Raw genomic sequence first — 21332 nt, 5'->3', positions numbered from 1 at the left:
AGAACATATGAAACGTGCATTTATTATGGTGCTGGACTCATTCGGCATCGGCGCTACAGAAGATGCAGAACGCTTTGGTGACGTCGGGGCTGACACCCTGGGTCATATCGCAGAAGCTTGTGCCAAAGGCGAAGCTGATAACGGTCGTAAGGGCCCGCTCAATCTGCCAAATCTGACCCGTCTGGGGCTGGCGAAAGCACACGAAGGTTCTACCGGTTTCATTCCGGCGGGAATGGACGGCAACGCTGAAGTTATCGGCGCGTACGCATGGGCGCACGAAATGTCATCCGGTAAAGATACCCCGTCTGGTCACTGGGAAATCGCCGGTGTGCCGGTTCTGTTTGAGTGGGGATACTTCTCCGATCACGAAAACAGCTTCCCGCAAGAGCTGCTGGATAAACTGGTCGAACGCGCTAATCTGCCGGGTTACCTCGGTAACTGCCACTCTTCCGGTACGGTCATTCTGGATCAGCTGGGCGAAGAGCACATGAAAACCGGCAAGCCGATTTTCTATACCTCCGCTGACTCCGTGTTCCAGATTGCCTGCCATGAAGAAACTTTCGGTCTGGATAAACTCTACGAACTGTGCGAAATCGCCCGTGAAGAGCTGACCAACGGCGGCTACAACATCGGTCGTGTTATCGCTCGTCCGTTTATCGGCGACAAAGCCGGTAACTTCCAGCGTACCGGTAACCGTCACGACCTGGCCGTTGAACCGCCAGCACCGACCGTGCTGCAGAAACTGGTTGATGAAAAACACGGCCAGGTGGTTTCTGTCGGTAAAATTGCAGACATCTACGCCAACTGCGGTATCACCAAAAAAGTGAAAGCGACTGGCCTGGACGCGCTGTTTGACGCCACCATCAAAGAGATGAAAGAAGCGGGTGATAACACCATCGTCTTCACCAACTTCGTTGACTTCGACTCTTCCTGGGGCCACCGTCGCGACGTCGCCGGTTATGCTGCGGGTCTGGAACTGTTCGACCGCCGTCTGCCGGAGCTGATGTCTCTGCTGCGCGATGACGACATCCTGATCCTCACCGCTGACCACGGCTGTGATCCGACCTGGACCGGTACTGACCACACGCGTGAACACATTCCGGTACTGGTTTACGGCCCGAAAGTAAAACCGGGCTCACTGGGTCACCGTGAAACCTTCGCGGATATCGGCCAGACTCTGGCAAAATATTTTGGTACTTCTGATATGGAATATGGCAAAGCCATGTTCTGATGGATTTGGGCGGAGCGTTGACTCCGCCTTTGTTATGTCACAAAAAGGATAAAACAATGGCTACCCCACACATTAATGCAGAAATGGGCGATTTCGCTGACGTAGTTTTGATGCCAGGCGACCCGCTGCGTGCGAAGTATATTGCTGAAACTTTCCTTGAAGATGCCCGTGAAGTGAACAACGTTCGCGGTATGCTGGGCTTCACCGGTACTTACAAAGGCCGCAAAATTTCCGTAATGGGTCACGGTATGGGTATCCCGTCCTGCTCCATCTACACCAAAGAACTGATCACCGATTTCGGCGTGAAGAAAATTATCCGCGTAGGCTCCTGTGGCGCTGTTCTGCCACACGTAAAACTGCGCGACGTCGTTATCGGTATGGGTGCCTGCACCGATTCCAAAGTTAACCGCATCCGTTTTAAAGACCATGACTTTGCCGCTATCGCTGACTTTGACATGGTGCGTAACGCAGTAGATGCAGCTAAAGCACTGGGCATTGATGCTCGCGTTGGTAACCTGTTCTCCGCTGACCTGTTCTACTCTCCGGACGGCGAAATGTTCGACGTGATGGAAAAATACGGCATCCTCGGCGTGGAAATGGAAGCGGCTGGTATCTACGGCGTCGCTGCAGAATTTGGCGCGAAAGCCCTGACCATCTGCACCGTGTCTGACCACATCCGTACTCACGAGCAGACCACTGCCGCTGAGCGTCAGACCACCTTCAACGACATGATCAAAATCGCACTGGAATCCGTTCTGCTGGGCGATAAAGAGTAATTGTGTTTCGCTGAAAGGCGATTGCCTTGTGAAGCCGGAGCGGGAGACTGCTCCGGCTTTTTAGTATCTATTCATCAATAGCAACTGATTTATAGATTTACTATTATTTTTCATATGGATAGAAAATAAAATACATTCAAGTATCTATTCACGAATCTATTCATTTATGTTCAGCCGTCATCCAGGAAGGGCATATCAGCAACTCTGGTGGACAACCATAAATTCCTGCCATTTTGCTTTTGATGTTTGAACTAAGCCGTTCCGTCTTTTCGATCTGTTTTAGAGAATTAATGGAGATACCTAACATTTTACTTACTTCAGCAAGTGATAGTTTATGCCTGATACGCACGGCAGTTATCCAGGATATACCCTGGCTGAACATTAAATTGATAATCTCCCGTTCCTGGTTTTCCAGATCGATCATATTTCCTTCCCTGGATATTTTAATCAGCGAGTTACCTTACCGCCCCAGCCATCCATGCCGATAACTCCCGTAGCTCTTTTTCCTGTTCCGGGAAGTCAACCAACAGCGCTTCGCACTCCTGTTGCAGCATATCTGCGCGGTACAGGCAGCCTTGCAGTCGCCCGGCGAGGGCTTCCAGCGGCGCGGGGTTGAGGCTGTCGGTAAACACCTGGGCGCGGGTGATATGGCCTTTTTCAACGTCGAAATGCAGTTCCACACCGCCCCAGGTAAAGCGTTCATCCAGCAGATGCGAGAATGCCGGAGCCTGACCGAAGTTCCATTCCCAGCTACTCTGGCGGGCAAAGGTTTCGGCGAAGTTCGGCAGGTCTGGCGTTTTGTCCGGGGAGATGATTTCCGCTTCCACGCGCTCGCCATAATGGGCGAAAAAGGCCTCGGTTATGGCCTCGCAAACCTGCTCATGGGTAATTTCCGGCAGCAATTCGGTGAGGTTGGTCACGCGGGAACGTACCGACGTAATGCCTTTCGCCGCCAGTTTCTTTTTATCCGGATTGAGATAGTTTGCCAGGCGGCTAAGGTCGGCATTGAGCAGCAAGGTGCCGTGGTGGAAGCCACGATCTTTGGTTTCGCGATAGGCCGAGCCTGAGACTTTGCGGTCGCCTTCGGCGGTTTTCACCACCAGATCGTTACGTCCGGACGCTTCGGCGCTGACGCCGAGCGCGTTCAGTGCATTGAGCACAATCGACGTGGAGATGGTTTTATCGTACTCCGGCTTGCCAGCCATAAAGGTAAAACAGGTATTGCCGAGATCGTGGAACACCGCGCCGCCACCGCTACTGCGCCGCGCCAGGCGGACGTTATCTTCTTCCATCCGCCGGGTATTACACTCTTTCCACGGGTTCTGTGCGCGACCAATCACTACCGTGTCGGCATTGCGCCAGAGAAACAGAACGCGCTGCGTGGCGGGCATCTGGCGAAAAATACACTCCTCCACCGCCAGGTTAAACCACGGGTCGTAAGAGTCAGAGATGAGCAGGCGTAATGTGGACATAACGATTTCCTTTCTTGTAGTAATGGGTCACTCTTTTTTCTCGCTTTCTTCCTCTTCCGGCACCGGTTTGCTGGCGGTTAACAGGAAGGGCGATTGCTGCCAGCGGGTGCGTTTACCCTGTAGCAGCGTGCGGGTCAGTACTACGCCGATTGCCAGTGAGAGCAGCAACATCAGGCGTAAAATGTTAGTGGTGTTATCCACCTGTTGGGCTTCGGTGGCGAGCGTATGGGTGTCGAGCGTCAGGCGCAGATAGCCGAGCGGTCCGTTTTTCCCGGCAATAGGTTCGACAATCTGCTGGTTAAAATAGCCGCCCGCTTTTTTGCCGTCGAGCGCCAACCGGTCGCGCACTTCGACGCTTTCGCCAGAACGGGCGATAAGATCGCCTTGTTCGTCATACACGCCCGCGTCGAGGATGCGGCTTTCATCCGTTAACTGATCGAGGATCGCCTGAATGCGTTTTTCATCCGGTGAGTCGTTACGCATCAGCGGTGCAACGTTCAGCGTCACCTGACGCGCCAGGGTGCGGGCCAGTTCTTCCAGCTGTGGATTACGCTGTCGCTGGTGGTTTTGACTAAACCATGACGCTCCCTGCATCAGCGCCACTAACAAGGCAAGACAGAACAGGACAATCACTGCCCGATGCAGCCGGAATTTCAGTTTTGTGCGAGCCATCTTCCACCCTTTGAAAATTTGAGACTTAATGTTGCCAGAAGCAATGGATACAAGGTAGCCTCATGCGTTATTTTCCCTGCTTCGAACGATTTTACAGGAGCCTTAATGCCTAACATTACCTGGTGCGACCTGCCTGAAGATGTCTCTTTATGGCCGGGTCTGCCTCTTTCATTAAGTGGTGATGAAGTGATGCCACTGGATTACCACGCAGGTCGTAGCGGCTGGCTGCTGTATGGTCGTGGGCTGGATAAACAGCGTCTGACCCAATACCAGAGCAAACTGGGCGCGGCGATGGTGATTGTTGCCGCCTGGTGCGTGGAAGATTATCAGGTGATTCGTCTGGCAGGTTCACTCACCGCGCGGGCTACGCGCCTGGCCCACGAAGCGCAGCTGGATGTCGCGCCGCTGGGGAAAATCCCGCACCTGCGCACGCCGGGTTTGCTGGTGATGGACATGGATTCCACCGCCATCCAGATTGAATGTATTGATGAAATTGCCAAACTGGCCGGAACGGGCGAGATGGTGGCGGAGGTAACCGAACGGGCGATGCGCGGCGAACTCGATTTTACCGCCAGCCTGCGCAGCCGCGTGGCGACGCTGAAAGGCGCTGATGCCAATATTCTGCAACAGGTGCGTGAAAATCTGCCGCTGATGCCAGGCTTAACGCAACTGGTGCTCAAGCTGGAAACGCTGGGCTGGAAAGTGGCGATTGCTTCCGGCGGCTTTACTTTCTTTGCTGAATATCTGCGCGACAAGCTGCGCCTGACAGCCGTGGTAGCCAATGAACTGGAGATCATGGATGGTAAATTTACCGGCAATGTGATCGGCGACATCGTTGACGCGCAGTACAAAGCGAAAACTCTGACTCGCCTCGCGCAGGAGTATGAAATCCCGCTGGCGCAGACCGTGGCGATTGGTGATGGAGCCAATGACCTGCCGATGATCAAAGCGGCAGGGCTGGGGATTGCCTACCATGCCAAGCCAAAAGTGAATGAAAAGACGGAAGTCACCATCCGTCACGCTGACCTGATGGGGGTATTCTGCATCCTCTCTGGCAGCCTGAATCAGAAGTAATTGCTCGCCCGTCATCCTGCGGGCGGCACAGCATTAACGAGGTACACCGTGGCAAAAGCTCCAAAACGCGCCTTTGTTTGTAATGAATGCGGGGCCGATTATCCGCGCTGGCAGGGGCAGTGCAGCGCCTGTCATGCCTGGAACACCATCACCGAGGTGCGTCTTGCAGCGTCGCCAACGGTGGCGCGTAACGAGCGTCTCAGTGGCTATGCCGGTAGCGCCGGGGTGGCAAAAGTCCAGAAACTCTCCGATATCAGCCTTGAAGAGCTGCCGCGTTTTTCCACCGGATTTAAAGAGTTCGACCGCGTACTAGGCGGTGGCGTGGTGCCGGGAAGTGCCATTCTGATTGGCGGTAACCCAGGTGCCGGGAAATCCACATTGCTATTGCAAACGCTGTGCAAACTGGCCCAGCAGATGAAAACGCTGTATGTCACTGGCGAAGAGTCGCTGCAACAGGTGGCAATGCGCGCTCATCGCCTTGGCCTGCCGACCGACAATCTCAATATGTTGTCGGAAACCAGCATCGAGCAGATCTGCCTGATTGCCGAAGAAGAGCAACCGAAGCTGATGGTAATTGACTCCATCCAGGTGATGCATATGGCGGATGTTCAGTCATCGCCTGGCAGTGTGGCGCAGGTGCGTGAAACGGCGGCTTATCTGACGCGCTTCGCCAAAACGCGCGGCGTGGCGATTGTCATGGTTGGGCACGTAACCAAAGATGGCTCGCTGGCTGGCCCTAAAGTGCTGGAACACTGTATCGACTGTTCGGTGCTTCTGGATGGCGATGCCGACTCCCGTTTTCGCACCTTACGCAGCCATAAAAACCGCTTCGGCGCGGTGAATGAGCTGGGCGTCTTCGCGATGACCGAACAGGGGCTGCGTGAAGTCAGCAACCCTTCTGCCATCTTTTTAAGCCGCGGTGATGAAGTGACCTCCGGTAGCTCAGTGATGGTAGTGTGGGAAGGAACGCGTCCGCTGCTGGTGGAGATCCAGGCGCTGGTCGATCACTCGATGATGGCGAATCCACGCCGCGTCGCAGTAGGGCTGGAGCAAAACCGTCTGGCAATCCTGCTGGCGGTGCTGCACCGTCACGGTGGGTTGCAAATGGCCGATCAGGATGTATTTGTTAACGTGGTCGGCGGCGTGAAGGTGACGGAAACCAGCGCCGACTTAGCGTTACTGCTGGCGATGGTTTCCAGCCTGCGCGACAGACCGCTGCCACAGGATCTGGTGGTGTTTGGTGAAGTCGGGCTGGCAGGGGAGATCCGCCCGGTGCCCAGCGGCCAGGAACGAATCTCTGAAGCGGCGAAACACGGTTTTCGCCGGGCGATTGTTCCGGCGGCTAATGTGCCGAAAAAAGCGCCGGAAGGGATGCAGATTTTTGGCGTTAAAAAACTCTCCGACGCGCTTAGCGTGTTCGACGACTTATAATGAGAGATACGGAGGGAGATATGTCGTCATTTGATTACCTGAAAACTGCCATCAAGCAACAGGGCTGCACGCTACAGCAGGTAGCTGATGCCAGCGGTATGACCAAAGGGTATTTAAGCCAGTTACTGAATGCCAAAATTAAAAGCCCCAGCGCGCAAAAGCTGGAGGCGTTGCACCGTTTTTTGGGGCTTGAATTTCCCCGGCAGAAGAAAACCATTGGTGTCGTATTCGGTAAGTTCTACCCGCTGCATACCGGACATATCTACCTTATCCAGCGCGCCTGTAGCCAGGTTGACGAGCTGCATATCATTATGGGTTTTGACGATACCCGCGACCGCGCGTTGTTTGAAGACAGCGCCATGTCGCAGCAGCCCACCGTGCCGGATCGTCTGCGCTGGTTATTGCAAACCTTTAAATATCAGAAAAATATCCGTATTCATGCTTTCAACGAAGAGGGCATGGAGCCATATCCGCACGGCTGGGATGTGTGGAGCAACGGCATCAAAAAGTTTATGGCTGAAAAGGGGATCCAGCCGGACCTGATCTACACCTCGGAAGAAGCCGATGCGCCACAGTATATGGAACATCTGGGGATCGAGACGGTGCTGGTCGATCCGAAGCGTACCTTTATGAGTATCAGCGGTGCGCAGATCCGCGAAAACCCGTTCCGCTACTGGGAATATATTCCCACCGAAGTGAAGCCGTTCTTTGTGCGTACCGTGGCGATCCTTGGCGGCGAGTCGAGCGGTAAATCCACCCTGGTAAACAAACTTGCCAATATCTTCAATACCACCAGTGCGTGGGAATATGGTCGCGATTATGTCTTTTCACACCTCGGCGGTGATGAGATCGCATTGCAGTATTCTGACTACGATAAAATCGCGCTGGGACACGCTCAATATATTGATTTTGCAGTGAAATATGCCAATAAAGTGGCGTTTATTGACACTGATTTTGTCACTACCCAGGCGTTCTGCAAAAAGTACGAAGGGCGGGAGCATCCGTTCGTGCAGGCGCTGATCGATGAATACCGTTTTGATCTGGTTATCTTGCTGGAGAACAACACCCCGTGGGTGGCGGATGGTTTACGCAGCCTCGGTAGTTCGGTGGATCGCAAAGAGTTCCAGAACTTGCTGGTGGAGATGCTGGAAGAGAACAATATCGAATTCGTGCGGGTTGAAGAGGACGATTATGACAGCCGTTTCCTGCGCTGCGTGGAGCTAGTGCGGGAGATGATGGGGGAGCAGAGATAACCGTGACGAAACGGCTCAAAGGCGAGGTATAAAATAAGTTTTTTGATGAGTTGAAAACCTCTCTGGAAGAGACTGTCGAGATTAGAAAGAACCTGTACGGGTGACCCGCTACGAAATTGCGGATGCTAAGGCTATTCGTGAGCAACTTCATACTCCAACCGACCGGTTGCGTAGCCAGAATGCAATCAAATCTGACAGTCTGCTTCGGCGCGCGCTTTGGTGTATTTACCGGAGTAAATCAGCGTGCCGTGGAAAATTATGCGCAGCGCTTCTGCTGATTTGCGTACCTTCGCTGATGATAAGTCCTGCACTGGCGCGCTGCGCGTAATAGTCCGCCATTATGTCAGTCGCAACGTCACCCGCGCGGGAACGCGTCATCGGTGGCATTACAATACGGTTTATTAATGGCAACGCATTCAGCGCATATTTAGCAAATTACGTAATGGGTCCCTCGCGCGATTATTTATACAGTTCGGCACTCATGGTGACGGTATTGCCCATGCGAGCGCTGGTAATTTTATATTCAGAGGCGTTCATCTCTTTCGCTTTCTGCGCAATAACTGCTTCCGCAGAATCCAGTGTTGTACCGGTTGCTGTCACGCTTTGCGCCGATGCGTTAAACGCCGCGACAGAGAAAAGAGAAGCTGTAAAAATTGCGATGATCGTTTTCATGTTTATATTCCAGAGTGTCTTAATTGTTTGGCGTTTATTAACGCGATGGGGAGAGAATACGCCTGCTGCCTGATAACATAAATGATACAAATGACAATAGACTATTCTGATTTTGTTAATAATCAGACGCCGGACGTTCCGACGCCTGTCGATCGCATCAGGCAACAAAGTTGTCCTTCAGCGCCTTGAGACCATCCCGATAGATGCCGGTAAACAGCGCTTCGGCCTCTTCGTTCGTCACATTCACCGGGGTGAATTCACCGAACCATTCCACACGGGAAACCTGGCTGTCGGCGGTTTCATGAACGGTAATGGTGGAGAGGTAATCCACCACCGGGAACGGTGCCTGAATAATGGAATAGGTATAACTGCGTTGACGGTTATCAAACGCTTCCAGACGTTCAACCACAGTGCCGCCGTCAGAGGTTGTCAGCGAACGAACGCGACCGCCTTCTGTCACTACGCTTTTCGGGATGAACGGCAGCCAGTCTGGCAGCGCATCAAAGCCGCCCATCAATTGCCATACGGCGTCGGCAGAAGCCGGAATTTCGATCGATACAGTTGTTTTAGCCATGATAATTTTCTCTTAATTTATAGGGTTACATAGTCAGGGTGTCGACGACACCGCCATCGACGCGCAGGGCTGCCCCTGTGGTTGCCGAGGAAAGCGGTGACGCGAGATAAACCGCCAGATTCGCTACTTCTTCCACATCCGCCGCACGCTGGATGATGGAGCTCGGACGCGAGGTTTTAACAAACTCATCGGCCTGTTCACGCGCACTGCGTCCCGATTGTGCAGCGGCATCCGCCAGCATCTCTTTCAGGCCATCGGTAAAGGTTGGCCCTGGCAGAATGGCGTTGACGGTCACACCGGTCCCCGCCAGTCGTTTCGCCAGACCATGAGAGACCGCCAGATTCGCAGCTTTGGTGACGCCGTAGTTGATCATGTCGCCAGGAATTGCCACGCCGGATTCGGACGAGACAAAGATAATCCGCCCCCAGCCCTGTTCCGTCATGCCTGGCGCATAGTGACGCGCCAGACGAACGCCGGAGAGGACGTTGACGTTATAGAAGTGCATCCACTCATCATCCGGAACGCTAAAGAAATCTTTATCGTTGAAAATGCCCAGATTATTGACCAGCACATCAGCCGTTGGGACTGCAGCGATCAGCGCAGCCACGCCGTCTTCGGTGCTGAGATCGGCCACCACGCCACGCAGTGACGCCGTGGGAGTTTGTGTCGCAATCGCTGCCATGGCGTCATCAACGCCGCGCTGTTTACGGCCGACGACAACCACCGTTGCGCCTGCTTTTGCCAGTCCGGCGGCGATACCCTGCCCAATGCCGGAGGTTGAGCCGCTGACCACCGCGACTTTACCTGTCAGATCCAGTTTCATCGTTTTCTCACCAGGTTGATTAACGGGTCGGCAGCGGAGCGTTTTCCGCAACCAGATTTTGACGGCGCATTTCTGCCCAGAATTCAGCCGGAACAGGCGCATTCAGTGCAGCCAGATCTTCTGCCATACGGCCAGGACGGCTGGAGCCAGGAATAACCGCTGCAACGGCCGGGTTTGCCAGCGCGAACTGCAGCGCAGCTGCTTTAACGTTCACATTGAAACGTGTGGCAATGGCGTTAATTTGCGCCACTTTCTGCTGGATGGCCGCAGAGGCTTTCTGATATTCAAAGTGCTCGCCGCCTGCCAGTACACCAGAGCTGTACGGACCGCCCACAACAATATCCACGTTCTGTTCCAGTGCTTCTGGCATCAGGCGTTGCAGCGCACGTTCGTGATCCAGCAGGGAATGACGCCCCGCCAGCAGGAACGCATCCGGCTTCGGTTCGTCCAGCGCCAGCGTCAGTTCGCAAGGTTCGACGCGGTTCACACCCAGTCCCCAGGCTTTAATCACACCTTCGTCACGCAAACGTGTCAGTGCACGAAACGCACCGGTACGGGCAATGTTGAACTGCTCCAGCCAGCTGTCACCGTAGAAGTCCTGCGCCGGGTCGTGGATCCAGACAATGTCCAGACGGTCTGTTTTCAGGCGTTTCAGGCTGTCTTCAATCGAGCGCAGCGTGGCGTCAGCAGAGTAGTCATTCAGAATTTTGTTTTTCAGGCCGTGTTCGAACAGGCCACCTTTTTCACCGAAATCCCGTTTTGCCGGATCTTCCATTTCGTCCAGCATGATGCGACCGACTTTGCTACTCAGAACGTATTCATCACGTGGATACTGAGACAGCGCTTCGCCCATGCGGATTTCAGAAAGGCCAGAGCCGTACAGCGGCGCGGTATCAAAGTAACGCACGCCCAGGTTCCAGGCTTCGCTCACGGTGGCGTGGGCCTCTTCTTCCGGAATGGCACGGAACATGTTGCCGAGTGGTGCGCCGCCTAAGCCAATTTTGCCGGGAAGTAAATTTTTGATGCTCATAAGATGTCCTCAATTATTCGGTTTGGGTTAGGGCGTTTTTTTGCTATCGCCCTGTGACGTGGATCACAATACCTTGCGAGGTTGTGACTTGATAGGACATAATTCGTCTGACTTAAGTCCTTTGAGGTCTAACATGATTGATTTACGCCAACTGAAGTACTTCGTGGTGGTCGCAGAAGAAGAGCACGTGGGACGCGCAGCCGAGCGATTACATATCTCGCAATCACCGCTGAGCCGCCAGATTGCACAACTGGAAGAACGGCTGGGGCTGACGCTGTTTGAGCGTAATCAGCAGCGCATTCGCCTGACCGCTGATGGACAGACATTCCTTGCCGAAACACGTTCGTTGCTGACACACGCCAACCGCCTGGAGTCGTTAGGCAAACGCCTGGGACGGGGGGAAGATGGGGGCTTGTGTATTGGCTATATCGAAAACGCCATGCATTCCGGTGTACTTTCTACGGCGTTACGTACGTTACGTGTATCGCGTCCGAATGTGCATATCGCTCTTTACAGCCAACCACCGGCGACCCAGATTGAAGGCCTGCGCCAGCGCAGTCTCGATTTTTCTCTGGTCGATACGCCGCCCACCGACAGCGAGCAGGATCTGGAATATATTCAGGTTCTGGATGATCGAATGTTGTTGGCCTTACCGCAAAATCATCCTCTGGCGCAGGAGGAAAACCTTGTCGCGTCACAACTTGGCGATGAGCAGTGGATTGCGGTGATTCATAACGACGATGCGCATTCTCGCGATCATTTTGTCGCCGCCTGTGTTAACGCCGGGTTTAATCCTGATATTCGCCTGGAAGCGGGTGAACCCCTCACGGCATTAGGTTTGGTCGCTGCGGGATTAGGTCTGGCCTTAATTCAACATAGTCTGCGTCATAATGCGCCGGAAGGGGTGGTATTACGTGAATTGCCGTGGATGAATTATTCAACGCAATTATGGGCAGCCTGGCATAAAGCCAACCAACGTCCGCTGGTTTCCCATTTCCGCCAGATTTTGCGCGGTGAATAAAACGTTAAGCGGGAACCATGAGTTCCCGCTTAATTTGAGATGTCAGTCCGCATCTGAGCTAATACGCTTAAAGAAAATTCTGCCTTTTCCGGGGACTAATCATTTAACTAATACCGGATGCGATGCTGGCGCGTCGCATCCGGCATTTTACGCATTACTTCGCAATACGCTTGTACTTGATACGCTTCGGCTCCAGCGCGTCTGCGCCCAGCGTGCGTTTCTTGTACTCTTCGTACTCGGTAAAGTTACCTTCGAAGAACTCAACTTTACCTTCATCCTGGTAGTCCAGGATGTGCGTGGCGATACGGTCGAGGAACCAACGGTCGTGCGAGATAACCATCGCGCAGCCCGGGAACTCCAGCAGGGCGTTTTCCAGCGCACGCAGGGTTTCGATATCCAGGTCGTTGGTCGGTTCGTCGAGCAGCAGCATGTTGCCGCCAACTTGCAGCAGCTTCGCCAGATGCAGACGACCGCGCTCACCGCCGGAGAGTTCACCAACGCGTTTACCCTGATCAACCCCTTTAAAGTTAAAGCGGCCAACGTAGGCACGGCTTGGCATCTCGGTGTTGCCGATCTTCATGATATCCAGCCCGCCGGAAACTTCTTCCCAAACGGTTTTGCTGTTATCCATTGAGTCACGGAACTGATCAACCGATGCTAGTTTCACCGTTTCACCTAAAGTGATGGTGCCGCTGTCCGGCTGTTCCTGACCGGAGATCATACGGAACAGGGTCGATTTACCCGCACCGTTCGGACCGATGATCCCGACGATCGCTCCTTTCGGGATCGAGAAGCTCAGGTCATCAATCAGCAGACGATCGCCATAGGATTTACGCAGGTTGTTGACTTCCAGCACTTTATCGCCAAGACGCGGTCCCGGTGGAATAAACAGTTCGTTGGTTTCGTTACGTTTCTGATATTCGGTGCTGTTCAGCTCTTCAAAACGCGCCAGACGTGCTTTACCTTTCGACTGACGGCCTTTAGTCCCCTGACGTACCCACTCCAGCTCTTTCTCAATCGACTTACGACGCGCAGCTTCTTGTGAAGCTTCCTGCGCCAGACGTTGATCTTTCTGCTCCAGCCAGGAGGAGTAGTTACCTTCCCACGGAATACCTTCACCACGGTCCAGTTCGAGGATCCAGCCCGCCACGTTATCGAGGAAGTAACGGTCGTGGGTAATCGCCACAACAGTGCCTTCGAAGTCGTGCAGGAAGCGTTCCAGCCACGCCACGGATTCGGCATCCAGGTGGTTCGTCGGTTCGTCGAGCAGCAGCATGTCTGGTTTTTCCAGCAGCAGGCGGCACAACGCCACGCGACGACGCTCACCACCGGAGAGGTTAGCGATTTTCGCGTCCCAGTCCGGCAGACGCAGCGCATCCGCCGCACGCTCCAGCTGAACGTTCAGGTTGTGACCGTCGTGAGCCTGAATGATCTCTTCCAGACGGCCTTGTTCAGCGGCCAGCTTGTCAAAATCGGCATCCGGATCGGCGTACAGCGCATACACTTCATCCAGGCGTTTCAGGGCGTTAACCACTTCAGAAACCGCTTCTTCAATGGACTCACGCACGGTGTGTTCCGGGTTCAGCTGCGGTTCCTGCGGCAGATAACCAATCTTGATATCCGGTTGCGGACGCGCTTCGCCTTCGATGTCTTTATCAATGCCCGCCATAATGCGCAGCAGGGTGGACTTACCCGCGCCGTTCAGACCCAGGACACCAATTTTTGCCCCAGGGAAGAAACTCAGAGAGATGTTTTTCAAAATATGACGTTTCGGCGGAACAACTTTGCCGACACGATGCATGGTATAAACGAATTGAGCCACGTTGGACTTCGCCTCTATGTTTATCGTGATGATGAGTTTTCAAAGGCGAAGTGTAGCCTTTTTCCCCGCCTAATCCCAGCCGGTCGATCACCCTCGCAGTAAAAGTAAAAAAGTGTCCGTAACGTGGCGTAAACGGCAATGACTGGTTAGCATAAATCTATTACGCGGCATGACGCTGCATTGATGTATTTACACTTAGAGGATGCGCTTGTGGAAAAAGCCAAACAAGTTACCTGGCGGCTGTTGGCTGCCGGTGTCTGTCTGCTGACGGTCAGCAGCGTGGCGCGAGCCGACTCACTGGATGAGCAGCGTAGCCGCTACGCCCAAATCAAGCAGGCCTGGGATAATCGACAAATGGATGTGGTCGAACAAATGATGCCTGGACTGAAGGATTATCCGCTTTATCCCTACCTGGAATACCGTCAGATCACCGATGACCTGATGAATCAACCGGCGGTGACGGTCACTAACTTTGTTCGCGCTAACCCCACGCTTCCTCCCGCTCGCACGCTGCAATCTCGTTTCGTCAATGAACTGGCGCGGCGTGAAGACTGGCGTGGCTTGTTAGCCTTTAGCCCGGAAAAGCCCGGAACTACCGAAGCGCAATGTAATTACTACTATGCGAAATGGAATACCGGGCAGAGTGAAGAAGCCTGGCAAGGGGCGAAAGAGCTGTGGCTAACCGGCAAGAGCCAGCCTAACGCCTGTGACAAGTTATTTAGCGTCTGGCGTGCGTCAGGTAAACAAGATCCGCTGGCGTATTTAGAGCGTATCCGTTTGGCGATGAAAGCGGGTAACACTGGACTGGTAACAGTGCTGGCAGGGCAGATGCCTGCCGATTACCAGACTATCGCCTCGGCAATCATTTCACTGGCGAACAACCCTAATACGGTACTGACCTTCGCGCGTACAACCGGAGCGACCGATTTTACCCGTCAAATGGCGGCGGTGGCGTTTGCCAGTGTGGCGCGGCAGGATGCTGAGAATGCACGGCTGATGATCCCATCGCTTGCCCAGGCGCAGCAGCTTAATGAAGATCAGATTCAGGAGCTGCGCGATATCGTCGCCTGGCGTTTGATGGGCAACGATGTCACCGACGAGCAGGCGAAATGGCGCGATGACGCCATTATGCGCTCGCAATCCACGTCGTTAATTGAACGCCGTGTGCGAATGGCGCTTGGCACCGGCGATCGTCGCGGCCTGAATACCTGGCTGGCGCGTTTGCCGATGGAGGCGAAAGAGAAAGATGAATGGCGTTACTGGCAGGCGGATTTACTGCTGGAACGCGGACGTGAAGCTGAAGCAAAAGAGATTTTGCATCAACTCATGCAACAGCGTGGTTTCTACCCGATGGTTGCAGCACAACGCATCGGAGAAGAGTATGAGCTGAAGATTGATAAAGCGCCGCAGAATGTTGACAGCGCCCTGACTCAGGGGCCGGAAATGGCGCGCGTGCGCGAGTTGATGTACTGGAATCTCGATAACACCGCGCGTAGCGAGTGGGCCAATCTGGTGAAGAGCAAGTCAAAAACAGAGCAGGCGCAACTGGCTCGGTATGCTTTCAATAACCAATGGTGGGATCTTAGCGTTCAGGCAACGATCGCCGGGAAGCTTTGGGATCATCTGGAAGAACGATTCCCGCTGGCCTACAACGATCTTTTCAAACGTTACACCAGTGGGAAGGAGATCCCGCAAAGCTATGCGATGGCGATTGCCCGTCAGGAGAGTGCCTGGAATCCGAAAGTGAAATCGCCGGTAGGGGCCAGCGGCCTGATGCAGATTATGCCGGGCACGGCGACCCATACGGTGAAGATGTTCTCTATTCCTGGTTATAGCAGCCCAGGACAATTGCTGGATCCGGAAACGAACATCAACATTGGCACCAGTTACCTGCAATATGTTTATCAGCAGTTTGGTAATAACCGTATTTTCTCCTCAGCAGCTTATAACGCCGGACCGGGGCGGGTGCGAACCTGGCTTGGCAACAGCGCCGGGCGTATCGACGCAGTGGCATTTGTCGAGAGTATTCCGTTCTCCGAGACGCGCGGTTATGTGAAGAACGTGCTGGCTTATGACGCTTACTACCGCTATTTCATGGGGGATAAACCGACATTGATGAGCGCCACGGAATGGGGACGTCGTTACTGATCCGCACGTTTATGATATGCTATCGTACTCTTTAGCGAGTACAACCGGGGGAGGCATTTTGCTTCCCCCGCTAACAATGGCGACATATTATGGCCCAACAATCACCCTATTCAGCAGCGATGGCAGAACAGCGTCACCAGGAGTGGTTACGTTTTGTCGACCTGCTTAAGAATGCCTACCAAAACGATCTCCATTTACCGTTGTTAAACCTGATGCTGACGCCAGATGAGCGCGAAGCGTTGGGGACTCGCGTGCGTATTGTCGAAGAGTTGTTGCGCGGCGAAATGAGCCAGCGTGAGTTAAAAAATGAACTCGGCGCGGGCATCGCGACGATTACGCGTGGATCTAACAGCCTGAAAGCCGCGCCCGTCGAGCTGCGCCAGTGGCTGGAAGAGGTGTTGCTGAAAGATCACTGATACACCGCATTATGAAACGGACTCAGCGCCAGGATCACCGCCTGGTGATAGACGCTGGCGCGGGTAAGTTTCCCGGCGGTAAACACGCCGATCGCCCCTTCCTTACGACCAATCTCATCAATACCGGTATAGCGCGACATCACGGGACCGAGCGCCTCGCCTTCACGCACTTTTTCCAGAATCACCGCAGGTAACGGCAAAGTAGCCGAACGCGCCTCGCCGCGCTGGCTGGCGTTTTCAATCACCACCCAACTGAAGGTGCTGTCGCCATCAATGCCAGCTTCAATCGCCACCCAAAAATCAGCCTCTGGATGTAAACGGCGGGCATTTGCTACCCGATTTCGTGCGCCAGCGCGCGTTTCCTCACTGCCAAAGGGCTGTTCCGGTACACCGCTCTCGACGGCAACGGATGCAATATGGCAGGATCCTTCGCCGAAGATCTCGTGAAATGCCTGCAGAATGGCCTGAATTTTAGCGGGATTGGTGGTCGCACAGACAACTTGGTGCATAATCAGCATTACTCAGAAAATTAACGTTACAGCAGTATACGGAAAAAAAGCATGTTACAGGTATACCTAGTCCGCCACGGTGAAACGCAGTGGAACGCCGAGCGACGTATTCAGGGCCAGTCTGACAGCCCGCTGACCGCCAAAGGTGAGCAACAGGCGATGCAGGTGGCAACCCGTGCCAAAGAGCTTGGCATTACGCATATCATCAGTAGCGATTTAGGACGCACCCGGCGTACGGCGGAAATCATCGCCCAGGCCTGCGGCTGTGACATCATCTTTGATTCTCGCCTGCGTGAATTAAACATGGGTGTGCTGGAAAAAAGACATATCGATTCTCTGACCGAAGAAGAAGAGAACTGGCGTCGGCAGCTGGTCAATGGCACCGTTGACGGGCGTATTCCTGAAGGCGAGTCAATGCAGGAGCTCAGCGATCGCGTCAATGCGGCACTGGAATCTTGCCGGGACTTACCGCAGGGAAGCCGACCGCTGCTGGTGAGCCACGGTATTGCACTGGGATGCCTGGTGAGTACGATTCTCGGATTACCAGCATGGGCAGAGCGTCGCTTACGTCTGCGTAACTGTTCTATTTCGCGCGTGGATTATCAGGAAAGCCTGTGGCTGGCGTCTGGTTGGGTCGTTGAAACCGCAGGGGACATCTCGCATCTGGACGCCCCTGCATTAGATGAGCTGCAGCGTTAACGACGGATCGGAATCAGCAGTTCACAGCGCAGATTAATTGGGCGATCTCCCGCTTTGGCATCTTCTGCCGGGTAGTATCGCTCAATATCCTGACCTTTACGGCGCGTCAGGTTGAGCATTGGCATACACGTTCCGTATACCGTCAGGATAAACTCCTGCACGCCGGTTCCCAGACCTTCATAGGTAAACATCACATATTCGCCGCCCTGCAGCATCACCGGATGCCCCGTCAGTACATAGCCATCTGCCTGATCCTGGGCTAACGCGGTGGTATAGAATACTTCTTGTTCGTCGTCTTTATCCTGACTCGGACGCGTTTCATTCAGGCCGTAGAGCACCGGCGGAATGGTCGGCGCGTTGCCGAGAAAATCGTGCCAGAACTGATAACGCATTTCATGGCGGAAATCAGAGATTTGCTCCAGCGAACAGGAGTAGCTCTGGGTAACACCAATCAGCGGCGTATCTTCCAGGGTGACAAATTTGTGCTCTGGCATAGTGAATTCACCCAGGCGTAGCGGCGGGCGAATACCAAAGGCGCTCCATTCAGGAGAACGGCGGTAAAGTGCAGGAGTCTGGGCAAACTGCTTCTTGAATGCGCGGGTAAATGTCTGTTGAGAGTCGAAGCGGTATTGCAGCGCGATGTCCAGAATCGGACGCGCAGTCAGGCGTAGTGCGACCGCCGATTTCGACAAACGACGAGCACGAATATACGCGCCAATAGCATGGCCAGTGACATCTTTAAACATTCTCTGTAAGTGCCACTTGGAATAACCTGCTTTCGCCGCTACATTGTCGAGCGACAGGGGCTGATCCAGATGACCTTCCAGCCAGATTAAAAGGTCGCGAATAATGCCGGCCTGATCCATAAAATATCCTCATCCTTTCAACAACGAGCACCTGACATCAGGTAATTGGATAATAGCATTTTTTGCTGTTTTAGCATTCAGTGTTTTTTTCTTAGTAGAGTATGTTTTAGGACTTGACGGAAATAAAAGTATTGAGATTTTGTTCTTAATCAATATGTTATTTACCGTGACGAACTAATTGCTCGTGTAATAGATAAAAATGGTAACAATATGAAATACAAGCATTTGATCCTGTCTTTAAGCCTGATAATGCTGGGGCCATTGGCTCATGCAGAAGAGATTGGTTCGGTCGACACCGTATTTAAAATGATCGGCCCGGATCACAAAATTGTTGTGGAAGCCTTTGACGATCCCGATGTGAAAAATGTCACCTGTTATGTGAGCCGGGCGAAAACCGGTGGTATTAAAGGGGGATTGGGCCTGGCAGAAGATACCTCTGATGCGGCCATTTCTTGTCAGCAAGTCGGGCCGATTGAACTGTCGGATCGTATTAAAAACGGCAAAGCTCAGGGCGAGGTAGTATTCAAAAAACGCACGTCCCTGGTCTTTAAGTCGTTACAGGTCGTGCGCTTTTATGATGCCAAACGCAACGCGCTCGCTTATCTGGCTTACTCCGACAAAGTTGTAGAAGGTTCGCCGAAAAACGCGATTAGCGCGGTTCCTGTCATGCCGTGGCGGCAATAACAGAGGCGATTTATGCAACGGGAAACGGTCTGGTTAGTGGAAGATGAGCAAGGGATAGCCGACACGCTGGTCTACATGTTGCAGCAGGAAGGTTTTGCCGTCGAGGTCTTTGAGCGAGGCTTGCCGGTGCTGGATAAAGCTCGCCAGCAGGTACCCGACGTCATGATTCTCGATGTTGGTCTGCCGGATATTAGCGGCTTTGAATTGTGCCGCCAGTTACTGGCGCTCCATCCGGCGTTACCTGTACTGTTCCTGACGGCCCGAAGTGAAGAGGTCGATCGCCTGCTTGGGCTGGAAATTGGCGCTGACGACTATGTGGCTAAACCGTTTTCACCCCGCGAAGTGTGCGCCAGGGTGCGCACCTTACTGCGTCGGGTGAAGAAGTTCTCGACGCCGTCTCCCGTCATCCGTATTGGACATTTTGAATTGAATGAACCCGCGGCGCAGATCAGCTGGTTTGACACGCCATTAACGCTGACGCGGTATGAGTTTTTATTGCTGAAGACGTTACTCAAGTCGCCAGGCCGCGTCTGGTCCCGCCAGCAACTGATGGATAGCGTGTGGGAAGATGCGCAGGACACCTACGATCGCACCGTCGATACCCACATTAAAACGTTGCGTGCCAAGCTGCGCGCCATCAACCCCGATCTTTCACCGATTAATACTCATCGCGGCATGGGATATAGCCTGAGGGGCCTGTAATGCGTATCGGCATGCGGTTGCTGCTGGGCTATTTTTTACTGGTGGCGGTGGCAGCCTGGTTCGTACTGGCCATTTTTGTCAAAGAAGTTAAACCGGGCGTGCGAAGAGCAACGGAGGGGACATTGATCGACACCGCAACGTTGCTGGCGGAGCTGGCGCGTCCCGATTTGCTCTCTGGGGACCCAACGCATGGGCAACTGGCGCAGGCGTTTAATCAGCTACAGCATCGCCCGTTTCGCGCCAATATCGGTGGCATTAACAAAGTGCGCAATGAATATCATGTCTATATGACCGATGCGCAGGGCAAAGTATTGTTCGATTCGGCAAATAAAGCCGTTGGACAGGATTATTCGCGCTGGAATGACGTCTGGCTAACGTTGCGTGGTCAGTATGGTGCGCGCAGCACGTTGCAAAATCCTGCCGATCCCGAAAGTTCGGTGATGTATGTTGCCGCGCCGATTATGGACGGCTCGCGGCTTATTGGCGTTTTGAGCGTAGGCAAACCGAACGCGGCGATGGCTCCGGTCATTAAACGCAGCGAGCGGCGAATTTTATGGGCCAGCGCCATTTTGTTGGGGATTGCACTGGTGATTGGCGCAGGCATGGTTTGGTGGATCAACCGCTCCATTGCCCGGCTCACTCGCTATGCTGATTCCGTCACTGACAATAAGCCCGTTCCTCTTCCCGATCTCGGTAGTAGCGAGCTGCGTAAACTCGCGCAGGCGCTGGAAAGTATGCGCGTGAAGCTGGAAGGGAAAAACTATATTGAGCAGTATGTTTACGCATTAACTCATGAGCTAAAAAGCCCACTGGCGGCGATTCGTGGAGCGGCGGAAATTTTACGCGAAGGTCCGCCGCCGGAAGTGGTGGCTCGTTTTACTGACAACATTCTGACGCAAAATGCGCGTATGCAGGCATTGGTAGAAACGTTACTACGCCAGGCAAGACTGGAGAATCGTCAGGAAGTCGTTCTGACTGCTGTTGATGTGGCGGCATTATTCCGCCGCGTCAGCGAAGCGCGCACCGTGCAGTTGGCAGAAAAAAAAATCACTCTGCATGTTACGCCCACCGAGGTTAACGTTGCTGCTGAACCGGCGTTACTGGAGCAGGCGCTGGGAAATTTACTGGATAACGCCATCGATTTTACCCCCGAGAGCGGTTGCATCACGCTAAGCGCCGAAGTGGATCAGGAACACGTCACGCTTAAGGTGCTGGATACCGGTAGTGGTATTCCTGACTACGCGCTTTCACGTATTTTTGAACGCTTTTACTCTTTGCCTCGTGCAAATGGTCAAAAAAGCAGCGGTCTGGGGTTGGCGTTCGTCAGTGAGGTCGCCCGTTTGTTTAACGGCGAAGTCACGCTGCGCAACGTGCAGGAAGGTGGCGTGCTGGCTTCGCTTCGACTTCACCGTCACTTCACATAGCTTCAAATTCTTCCCACATAGCCTTCGTATCCT

22 protein-coding genes and 1 pseudogene are annotated in these 21332 nt (G+C 53.7%); 12 read left to right on the top strand and 11 right to left on the bottom strand.

The annotated features are described in order from the left end of the window. Window positions 1–7 precede the first annotated feature (7 nt). Both deoB and deoD read left to right on the top strand, forming a co-directional pair. A complete protein-coding gene (deoB, locus tag ACJHYD_RS06900; RefSeq protein WP_000816471.1) occupies window positions 8–1231 on the top strand; it encodes a phosphopentomutase in 1224 nt (407 codons plus the stop codon). A 56-nt stretch (window positions 1232–1287) separates the two neighbouring features. Then, on the top strand, window positions 1288–2007 hold the full coding sequence (deoD, locus tag ACJHYD_RS06895) for a purine-nucleoside phosphorylase (protein WP_000224877.1): 720 nt from the start codon (window positions 1288–1290) through the stop codon (window positions 2005–2007). Window positions 2008–2167: 160 nt separating this feature from the next. Here the strand turns inward: deoD and ACJHYD_RS06890 are convergent, their stop codons facing one another. From ACJHYD_RS06890 to ACJHYD_RS06880, 3 genes are read right to left on the bottom strand one after another with little or no spacing between them, the layout of a single operon-like run. Beyond that, window positions 2168–2431, bottom strand: a complete 264-nt coding sequence (locus ACJHYD_RS06890) for a helix-turn-helix domain-containing protein (protein WP_000566139.1) — start codon at window positions 2429–2431, stop codon at window positions 2168–2170. 31 nt (window positions 2432–2462) lie between these two features. After that, window positions 2463–3479 (bottom strand): lipoate--protein ligase LplA, encoded by a 1017-nt coding sequence (gene lplA, locus ACJHYD_RS06885; protein WP_001550572.1) that lies wholly within the window; start codon window positions 3477–3479, stop codon window positions 2463–2465. Between the two features lie 27 nt (window positions 3480–3506). Further along, window positions 3507–4151 (bottom strand): YtjB family periplasmic protein, encoded by a 645-nt coding sequence (locus ACJHYD_RS06880; RefSeq protein ID WP_001550573.1) that lies wholly within the window; start codon window positions 4149–4151, stop codon window positions 3507–3509. Between the two features lie 105 nt (window positions 4152–4256). On the opposite strand from ACJHYD_RS06880, the gene serB reads away from it, so the two are divergent. Genes serB through nadR form a run of 3 tightly spaced genes read left to right on the top strand, consistent with a single transcriptional unit; the run spans window position 4257 to window position 7909 of the window. Next, complete coding sequence (serB, locus tag ACJHYD_RS06875; protein WP_001132956.1) at window positions 4257–5225, top strand: phosphoserine phosphatase; 969 nt, start codon at window positions 4257–4259, stop codon at window positions 5223–5225. A gap of 48 nt (window positions 5226–5273) precedes the next feature. Continuing rightward, entirely contained in the window at window positions 5274–6656 is a 1383-nt protein-coding gene (gene radA, locus ACJHYD_RS06870) for a DNA repair protein RadA (RefSeq protein ID WP_001029698.1), read from the top strand. Window positions 6657–6676: 20 nt separating this feature from the next. Next, a complete protein-coding gene (nadR, locus tag ACJHYD_RS06865) occupies window positions 6677–7909 on the top strand; it encodes a multifunctional transcriptional regulator/nicotinamide-nucleotide adenylyltransferase/ribosylnicotinamide kinase NadR (RefSeq protein ID WP_000093813.1) in 1233 nt (410 codons plus the stop codon). Window positions 7910–8179: 270 nt separating this feature from the next. Here the strand turns inward: nadR and ACJHYD_RS06860 are convergent. The 5 genes and pseudogenes from ACJHYD_RS06860 to ACJHYD_RS06840 all read right to left on the bottom strand — a co-directional run. Then, window positions 8180–8296: pseudogene (locus ACJHYD_RS06860) on the bottom strand (hypothetical protein); the annotation flags it as partial. A gap of 72 nt (window positions 8297–8368) precedes the next feature. Continuing rightward, window positions 8369–8581, bottom strand: a complete 213-nt coding sequence (locus ACJHYD_RS06855) for a DUF1471 domain-containing protein (RefSeq protein ID WP_000848792.1) — start codon at window positions 8579–8581, stop codon at window positions 8369–8371. A gap of 157 nt (window positions 8582–8738) precedes the next feature. Further along, complete coding sequence (locus ACJHYD_RS06850) at window positions 8739–9155, bottom strand: SRPBCC family protein (RefSeq protein WP_001140838.1); 417 nt, start codon at window positions 9153–9155, stop codon at window positions 8739–8741. A gap of 25 nt (window positions 9156–9180) precedes the next feature. Continuing rightward, window positions 9181–9978: an SDR family NAD(P)-dependent oxidoreductase gene (locus ACJHYD_RS06845; protein ID WP_001550574.1), complete on the bottom strand. Its 798-nt coding sequence runs from the start codon at window positions 9976–9978 to the stop codon at window positions 9181–9183. A 19-nt stretch (window positions 9979–9997) separates the two neighbouring features. After that, a complete protein-coding gene (locus ACJHYD_RS06840; protein WP_410228818.1) occupies window positions 9998–11008 on the bottom strand; it encodes an aldo/keto reductase in 1011 nt (336 codons plus the stop codon). 133 nt (window positions 11009–11141) lie between these two features. Here ACJHYD_RS06840 and ACJHYD_RS06835 point away from each other — a divergent pair, with 133 nt between their 5' ends. Beyond that, a complete protein-coding gene (locus ACJHYD_RS06835; protein WP_000566334.1) occupies window positions 11142–12029 on the top strand; it encodes a LysR substrate-binding domain-containing protein in 888 nt (295 codons plus the stop codon). A gap of 154 nt (window positions 12030–12183) precedes the next feature. Here ACJHYD_RS06835 and ettA read toward each other — a convergent pair whose 3' ends face one another. After that, window positions 12184–13851 (bottom strand): energy-dependent translational throttle protein EttA, encoded by a 1668-nt coding sequence (gene ettA, locus ACJHYD_RS06830; protein WP_000046743.1) that lies wholly within the window; start codon window positions 13849–13851, stop codon window positions 12184–12186. A gap of 210 nt (window positions 13852–14061) precedes the next feature. Between ettA and sltY the strand changes: the two genes are divergently transcribed. Then, window positions 14062–15999, top strand: a complete 1938-nt coding sequence (sltY, locus tag ACJHYD_RS06825) for a murein transglycosylase (protein ID WP_000409451.1) — start codon at window positions 14062–14064, stop codon at window positions 15997–15999. Between the two features lie 89 nt (window positions 16000–16088). Next, window positions 16089–16415 carry a trp operon repressor gene (gene trpR, locus ACJHYD_RS06820; protein WP_000068678.1) on the top strand — a complete coding sequence of 109 codons (327 nt, stop codon included), beginning with the start codon at window positions 16089–16091 and terminating at the stop codon, window positions 16413–16415. Here the strand turns inward: trpR and yjjX are convergent. After that, window positions 16409–16924 carry an inosine/xanthosine triphosphatase gene (gene yjjX, locus ACJHYD_RS06815; protein WP_001545810.1) on the bottom strand — a complete coding sequence of 172 codons (516 nt, stop codon included), beginning with the start codon at window positions 16922–16924 and terminating at the stop codon, window positions 16409–16411. The genes trpR and yjjX overlap by 7 nt on opposite strands. Window positions 16925–16975: 51 nt before the next feature. Here yjjX and gpmB point away from each other — a divergent pair, with 51 nt between their 5' ends. Next, window positions 16976–17623 (top strand): 2,3-diphosphoglycerate-dependent phosphoglycerate mutase GpmB, encoded by a 648-nt coding sequence (gene gpmB / locus ACJHYD_RS06810; protein WP_000942344.1) that lies wholly within the window; start codon window positions 16976–16978, stop codon window positions 17621–17623. Here gpmB and robA read toward each other — a convergent pair. After that, a complete protein-coding gene (gene robA, locus ACJHYD_RS06805) occupies window positions 17620–18489 on the bottom strand; it encodes an MDR efflux pump AcrAB transcriptional activator RobA (RefSeq protein ID WP_000371666.1) in 870 nt (289 codons plus the stop codon). The genes gpmB and robA overlap by 4 nt on opposite strands. A gap of 210 nt (window positions 18490–18699) precedes the next feature. On the opposite strand from robA, the gene creA reads away from it, so the two are divergent. Genes creA through creC form a run of 3 tightly spaced genes read left to right on the top strand, consistent with a single transcriptional unit; the run spans window position 18700 to window position 21299 of the window. Beyond that, a complete protein-coding gene (gene creA, locus ACJHYD_RS06800; protein ID WP_000875487.1) occupies window positions 18700–19173 on the top strand; it encodes a protein CreA in 474 nt (157 codons plus the stop codon). Between the two features lie 12 nt (window positions 19174–19185). Further along, entirely contained in the window at window positions 19186–19875 is a 690-nt protein-coding gene (gene creB / locus ACJHYD_RS06795) for a two-component system response regulator CreB (protein ID WP_001188679.1), read from the top strand. After that, window positions 19875–21299, top strand: a complete 1425-nt coding sequence (gene creC / locus ACJHYD_RS06790; RefSeq protein ID WP_001219577.1) for a two-component system sensor histidine kinase CreC — start codon at window positions 19875–19877, stop codon at window positions 21297–21299. Before creB ends, creC begins: the two co-directional genes overlap by 1 nt. Window positions 21300–21332: the final 33 nt, after the last annotated feature.

The sequence above is a fragment of the Escherichia sp. WS1368 genome (assembly GCF_046487485.1).
GTDB lineage: Bacteria > Pseudomonadota > Gammaproteobacteria > Enterobacterales > Enterobacteriaceae > Escherichia > Escherichia coli.
This window is presented reverse-complemented; position numbering and strand designations above follow the sequence as displayed.